This is a genomic window from Pannonibacter anstelovis (assembly GCF_036881715.1).
GTDB classification, from domain to species: Bacteria; Pseudomonadota; Alphaproteobacteria; order Rhizobiales; family Stappiaceae; genus Pannonibacter; species Pannonibacter anstelovis.
Window position 1 is genome coordinate 257322 of sequence record NZ_JBAKBF010000007.1, and the last position, 6400, is coordinate 263721.

Genomic DNA, 6400 nt, shown 5'->3' on the forward strand with positions numbered 1-6400 from the left:
AGACAATGACCAAGACTTCAGAGGCCGCACCCGTTTCGGCCGAAAAGCTCGCCCAGGAAAGCCGCAACGCCACCCGCGCCATGCTGGCCGAGTTCTGGTACTACTTCTCCCAGAGCCGCGGCGCCGTCATCGGCCTCGCCATCTTCGTGCTTCTGGTGCTGACGGCGATCTTCGCACCGCTCATCGCCCCGCATGCCCCGCAGGTACAGTACCGGGAAAGCTTCCTTGTGCCGCCGGTCTGGGTTGAGGGGGGGGACTGGCGCTTCCTGCTCGGCACAGATGCTGTGGGCCGTGACATTCTCTCGCGACTGATCTTCGGCGCGCGGTTCTCGCTCTTCATCGGCGTGCTCGTGGTGGTGATTGCCCTGGTTGGCGGCATTGCCCTTGGCCTTGTCGCCGGTTATGTGCGCGGCGCGGTCGATACCTTCATCATGCGCGTGATGGACATCATCCTGGCCTTTCCGTCGCTGCTGCTGGCCCTCGTGCTGGTGGCAATCCTCGGGCCGGGCCTGACCAATGCGATGATCGCCATCGCGCTGGTGCTGCAGCCGCATTTCGTCCGCCTCACCCGTGCGGCGGTGCTGGCCGAGCGCAACCGCGATTATGTGGTGGCGGCGCGTGTGGCCGGGGCAGGGCACTTCCGGCTGATGTTCAAGACCATCCTGCCAAACTGCCTTGCACCGCTGATCGTGCAGGCGACGCTCTCCTTCTCCAACGCCATCCTTGATGCAGCCGCCCTCGGCTTCCTCGGCATGGGTGCCCAGCCGCCCACCCCGGAATGGGGCACGATGCTGGCGGAGGCGCGCGAGTTCATCCTGCGCGCCTGGTGGGTCGTTACGTTCCCCGGTCTTGCCATCCTCATCACGGTTCTGGCCATCAACCTGGTCGGCGACGGCCTGCGTGATGCGCTCGATCCCAAGCTGAAGCGGAGCTAAGCCCATGGCGCTACTTGAAATCCGCAACCTCCGTGTCGAGTTCGACACCGCCAAGGGCCCGTTCCGTGCGCTGGACGGCGTGGACTATACGGTCGAGGCCGGTGAAGTGCTCGCCATCGTCGGCGAGTCCGGTTCGGGCAAGTCGGTCGCCATGCTGGCGGCCATGGGCCTTCTGCCGGACACGGCCACCATCACGGCGGACAAGATGGAGTTTGAAGGCCGCGACATGCGCAAGCTCTCTGCAGCAGAGCGGCGCAAGGTCATCGGCAAGGACATCTCCATGATCTTCCAGGAGCCGATTGCCAGCCTCAACCCGTGCTTCACCGTGGGCTTTCAGCTCAATGAAGCGCTGAAGGTGCACACTGATCTCTCCGGCAGCGCCCGCAAGGCCCGTGTGCTGGAGTTGATGAAAGCGGTGGGCATCCCCGAGCCGGAGCGCCGGGTCAATTCCTTCCCGCACCAGATGTCGGGCGGCCAGTGCCAGCGCGTGATGATCGCCATGGCCATTGCCTGCTCGCCGAAACTGCTGATCGCCGATGAGCCGACGACGGCACTCGACGTGACGATCCAGAAGCAGATCCTCGACCTGCTGATGAAGCTGCAGAAGGACAGCGGCATGGCGCTGATCATGATCACCCATGACATGGGTGTCGTGGCCGAAACCGCCGACCGGGTGATCGTGCAGTATCAGGGCCGGAAGATGGAGGAGTCCGATGTGCTTTCCCTCTTCGAGGCGCCCAAGCACCCCTACACCCGTGCGCTGCTGTCGGCGCTGCCGGAAAACGCCACCGGCGACCGGCTGCCGACCGTGAGCGACTTTGCCAAGACCTTTGCAGCCCAGGAGGCCGGCGCATGAGTGACGCAATCCTCAAGGTGCGCGATGTCACGCGTGAATATGTCATCGGCGGGGGCATGTTCTCCAAGCCTCGCGTCCTGCAGGCGGTGAAGGGTGTCAGCTTCGACGTGGAGCGCGGTTCCACGCTGGCCATCGTCGGCGAGAGCGGCTGCGGCAAGTCCACGCTTGCCCGCATCCTCACCATGATCGACCCGCAGACCTCCGGCTCCATCGAGATCGACGGCCTGCCCATCGACATCGCCAGGACCGGCATCTCCCGCGAAATGCGCCGCAAGGTGCAGATCGTGTTCCAGAACCCCTATGGCTCGCTCAACCCGCGCCAGAAGATCGGTCATGTTCTGGAAGAGCCGCTGCTGCTCAACACGGACATGTCCGCTGCCGAGCGGCGCGATGCAGCCCTGTCCATGCTCGAAAAGGTGGGGCTGAAGCCTGAGCATTACGGCCGTTATCCGCACATGTTCTCCGGCGGCCAGCGCCAGCGCGTGGCGATTGCCCGGGCGATCATGCTGAAGCCGAAGCTCCTGGTGCTGGACGAGCCGGTTTCCGCGCTCGACCTCTCCGTTCAGGCGCAGATCCTCAATCTGCTCAAGGATCTGCAGGACGAGATGGGCCTCACCTACGTGTTCATCAGCCACGACCTGTCGGTGGTGCGCTACCTCGCCGACAAGGTGATGGTGATGTATTACGGCGAGGTGGTGGAATACGGCACCCGCGACGGGGTGTTCGGGAACCCGCAGCACGAATACACCCGCACGCTGTTCAGCGCGACGCCGAAGTCCGGCGTCGAGAGCATCCGCGCCCGCCTCGCGGCCAAGGCCGCGGCGGCTTAAGCGCAAACGGTTGCCAGTCATGCCCCGCGAGGCCTGAAAGGGTTTCGCGGGGCATTTTGTTTTCGAGCCTTGGTCATGGGGTAAAAACCCGCTATTGCCTTGAGCGAACGAAACGGGAATCGCACGGATGCTCTGGTCGCCCCAGCAGGAAAAGGCCTTGTCGGATGCCGCGCGCTGGCTGAAGCGCGGGGACAAGCAGGTGTTCCGCCTTTTCGGCTTTGCCGGAACGGGCAAGACGACGCTGGCCCGCCATCTGGCGGAGGGCATTGATGGCGATGTGTGCTTCGGCGCTTTCACCGGCAAGGCAGCCCACGTGCTGCGCCAGAAGGGCTGCACGGATGCCGGCACAATTCACTCGCTGATCTACCGGCCCCGCGCGGCCAAGGAAGAGGAGATCGTCGAGGAGGGGGAGGACGCCGGACCGCAGTTTGCCCTGAAGCGTGACAGCGAGGCAGCGCGTGCATCCCTCATCGTCATCGACGAATGTTCCATGGTGGATGAGGATCTGGGCCGTGATCTTCTGTCCTTCGGCACGCCGGTGCTGGTGCTGGGTGACCCGGCCCAGCTGCCGCCGGTGAAGGGCGGTGGCTATTTCACCGAGGCCGAGCCGGACGTGATGCTGACCGAGGTGCACCGGCAGGCGCAGGACAATCCGATCGTGCGCATGTCCATGACCATCCGCGAGGGCGGCAGCCTTGATTACGGCACCTTCGGCGCCAGCCGCATCATTTCCCGCCGGGAGATCGACAAGGAGCAGATCCTGGCCGCCGATCAGGTGCTTGTCGGCACCAACCGCACCCGCCGCCTTTACAACAACCGCATCCGCGAGCTGAAGGGCTTCCTCCAGCCCATGCCGGCCGTTGGCGACAAGCTGGTGTGCCTCAGAAACGACAAGACCCGCGGGTTGCTCAATGGCGGCCTGTGGCAGGTGAAGCGGCAGAAGCAGTCCAAGGGCAACACCCTGCGCTATGACATCATGCCCGAGGACGAGCCGGGCAAGCAGTCGGTGGAAATCAAGGTCATGCCTGCGCTCTTCGAGGAAGGCGCGGAGCAGATCCCCTACGCCCTGCGGCGCAAGTCCGACGAATTCGATTTCGGCTATGCCCTGACCGTGCACAAGGCCCAGGGCTCGCAATGGGACCGCGTCGTCCTCTTCGACGAAAGCTTCGCCTTCCGCGAACACCGCGACCGCTGGCTCTACACCGCCGTCACCCGCGCAGCGGAGAGCATCACTGTGGTGCGTTGATGAGGCGGTAATCCGTAAGTGCCACTCCCTGTGTGAAACCCTGCATTTCCGTGGACTGTGGCGGGGTGTCTCTTTATCGCCGCCTTTGCGGGCTCTATCGTCCGCGCTCCCTTGCCGGCCTCCGGCGGGCAGGGGGCTATCCGATCAATTTGCGATGGAACGACCCCATGTCCGATCTCTCCGACCTGAGCCCCGAGACCCCCGGCTTCGCCGCCACGCCTGCTTCCGGCAAGAAGGCGCAGGTCTCCCCCGAAGTGGCGCTCAGGATTGCGCGGCGGATTGCGGAGGAGATCGGCTGTCAGCCGAACCAGGTCAATGCCACGGTGCAGATGCTGGACGAAGGTTCGACGGTGCCCTTCATCGCCCGCTACCGCAAGGAAGCGACCGGCGGGCTGGATGACACCCAGCTGCGCAAGCTGGAAGAGCGGCTGATCTATCTGCGCGAGATGGAAGACCGGCGCGCCGCCATCGTGAAGTCGATTGATGAGCAGGGCAAGCTGACGGACGAGCTGGCGCTGAAGATCGCGCAGGCCGACACCAAGGCGGTGCTGGAAGATCTGTATCTGCCCTTCAAGAAGAAGCGCCGCACCAAGGCGCAGATTGCCCGCGAAGCAGGGCTGGAGCCGCTGGCCGATGCGCTGCTCACCGATCCGCGCAAAGTGCCGGAAACGGAAGCTGCCGCCTTTGTCAGCGAGGAAAAGGGCGTGGCCACGGTGAAGGATGCGCTGGATGGCGCACGCCAGATCCTGATGGAGCGCTTCTCCGAAAACGCCGAACTGGTTGGCCGTCTGCGCGAATATCTGACTTCCAAGGGCGTTGTCGTCTCCAAGGTCATCGACGGCCAGCAGGAGCCGGGCGCCAAGTTCTCCGACTATTTCGATTATTCCGAGAGCTGGGCCAAGATCCCCAGCCACCGGGCGCTGGCGCTGTTCCGTGGCCGCAACGAGGGTGTGCTCTCCGTCGAGCTGACGGTAGACACGGATGTGACCGAGGGGCTGAAGCCGGTCGAGCGCATGGTGGCACATGCGGCCGGTATCTCCGAGCAGGGCCGCCCTGCTGACAAGTGGCTGATGGATGTGGCCCGCTGGGCCTGGAAGGTGAAGCTGGCGCTGCACCTTGAGCTTGACCTGATGGGTGACCTGCGCGACCGGGCCGAGGAAGAGGCCATTCAGGTGTTTGCCCGCAATCTCAAGGACCTGCTGCTTGCCGCTCCTGCCGGTGCCCGCGCCACGCTGGGGCTGGATCCGGGCATCCGCACGGGTGTGAAGGTGGCGGTGGTTGATGCCACCGGCAAACTGGTGGAGACGGCCACCGTCTATCCCTTCCAGCCGAAGAACGACATGGCCGGTGCCCGCAACACGCTGCTGGCGCTGATCGCCCGCCACAAGGTGGGGCTGATCGCCATCGGCAACGGCACCGCAAGCCGCGAGACTGACCGTTTGGCTGCAGAGGTTCTGGCTGACATTCCGGTTGCAGCGCGGCCCATCAAGGTCATCGTCAATGAGGCGGGAGCTTCGGTCTATTCTGCCTCTGAGCTGGCGGCCAAGGAAATGCCGGATGTGGACGTTTCCCTGCGCGGGGCGGCATCCATCGCCCGCCGCCTGCAGGACCCGCTGGCCGAACTCGTCAAGATCGAGCCCAAGTCCATCGGCGTCGGCCAGTATCAGCATGACGTGAACCAGACCCGTCTGGCCCGTGCGCTTGATGCCGTTGTGGAAGATGCGGTGAACGCGGTGGGTGTGGATCTCAACACCGCTTCGCCTGCGCTGCTCGCCCGCATTTCGGGTCTGGGCGAAAGCCTCGCCAAGGCCGTGGTGGAACACCGCGACAGCATTGGCCGCTTCACCAGCCGCAAGCAGCTGATGGATGTGCCGCGCCTCGGCGCCAAGGCCTTCGAGCTTTGCGCCGGGTTCCTGCGCATCCGCGACGGTGACAATCCGCTGGATTCGTCCTCCGTGCACCCGGAAGCCTATCCGCTGGCTGAGCGCATCGTGAAGGCCTGTGGCCGCGATGTGCGCCAGATCATGGGCGACAGCGCCTTCCTGAAGACACTGAATGCGGCCCAGTTCACCGACGAGCGTTTCGGCCTGCCGACCGTGCGCGACATCATCGCCGAGCTGGAGAAGCCAGGCCGTGACCCGCGCCCGGAGTTCAAGACCGCAACGCTGCTGGATGGTGTGGAAGAGATTTCAGACCTGCGCGTGGGCATGAAGCTGGAAGGCACGGTCACCAACGTCACCAACTTCGGTGCTTTCGTCGATATCGGCGTGCATCAGGATGGCCTTGTCCACGTGTCGCAGCTGGCCGACAAGTTCGTGGATGATCCGCACAAGGTGGTCAAGGCGGGCGATATCGTCTCGGTGACGGTGCTGGAGGTGGATGCCAAACGCAAGCGCATCTCGCTGACCATGAAGAAGGCCGCCGACTATCAGGCCGCGCGCGAGCGGACCAGCCAGGAAGGGCCTCGTGATCCGCGTGGCCCCCGTCCCGGCGGCGGCGCCCCGCGTGGTGGCGGCGCACCCCGTGGCGGCGG

General features: G+C 64.6%; 5 protein-coding genes. All 5 read left to right on the forward strand.

Translation table 11 applies throughout. The features are described from left to right. The first annotated feature begins 80 nt into the window (after positions 1 to 80). Positions 81 to 935: an ABC transporter permease subunit gene (locus V6L75_RS13155; RefSeq protein WP_334251959.1), complete on the forward strand. Its 855-nt coding sequence runs from the start codon at positions 81 to 83 to the stop codon at positions 933 to 935. 4 nt (positions 936 to 939) lie between these two features. After that, entirely contained in the window at positions 940 to 1791 is an 852-nt protein-coding gene (locus V6L75_RS13160; protein ID WP_334251953.1) for an ABC transporter ATP-binding protein, read from the forward strand. Further along, the gene (locus V6L75_RS13165) at positions 1788 to 2621 is read left to right on the forward strand and encodes a dipeptide ABC transporter ATP-binding protein (RefSeq protein WP_334251954.1); all 834 of its coding nucleotides are present in this window, start codon (positions 1788 to 1790) and stop codon (positions 2619 to 2621) included. Before V6L75_RS13160 ends, V6L75_RS13165 begins: the two co-directional genes overlap by 4 nt. A 127-nt stretch (positions 2622 to 2748) precedes the next feature. Continuing rightward, a complete protein-coding gene (locus tag V6L75_RS13170) occupies positions 2749 to 3867 on the forward strand; it encodes an ATP-dependent DNA helicase (RefSeq protein WP_019965057.1) in 1119 nt (372 codons plus the stop codon). A 167-nt stretch (positions 3868 to 4034) separates the two neighbouring features. Beyond that, positions 4035 to 6400, forward strand: a 2366-nt coding sequence (locus tag V6L75_RS13175) for a Tex family protein (RefSeq protein ID WP_334251955.1), incomplete at its 3' end; no start/stop codon positions are given.

Excerpts from the sequence above, each read along its gene's own strand:
- V6L75_RS13155 (WP_334251959.1), top strand. The coding sequence starts at position 81 with ATGCTGGCCGAGTTCTGGTACTACTTCTCCCAGAGCCGCGGCGCCGTC.
- V6L75_RS13160 (WP_334251953.1), top strand. The coding sequence starts at position 940 with ATGGCGCTACTTGAAATCCGCAACCTCCGTGTCGAGTTCGACACCGCC.
- V6L75_RS13165 (WP_334251954.1), top strand. The coding sequence starts at position 1,788 with ATGAGTGACGCAATCCTCAAGGTGCGCGATGTCACGCGTGAATATGTC.
- V6L75_RS13170 (WP_019965057.1), top strand. The coding sequence starts at position 2,749 with ATGCTCTGGTCGCCCCAGCAGGAAAAGGCCTTGTCGGATGCCGCGCGC.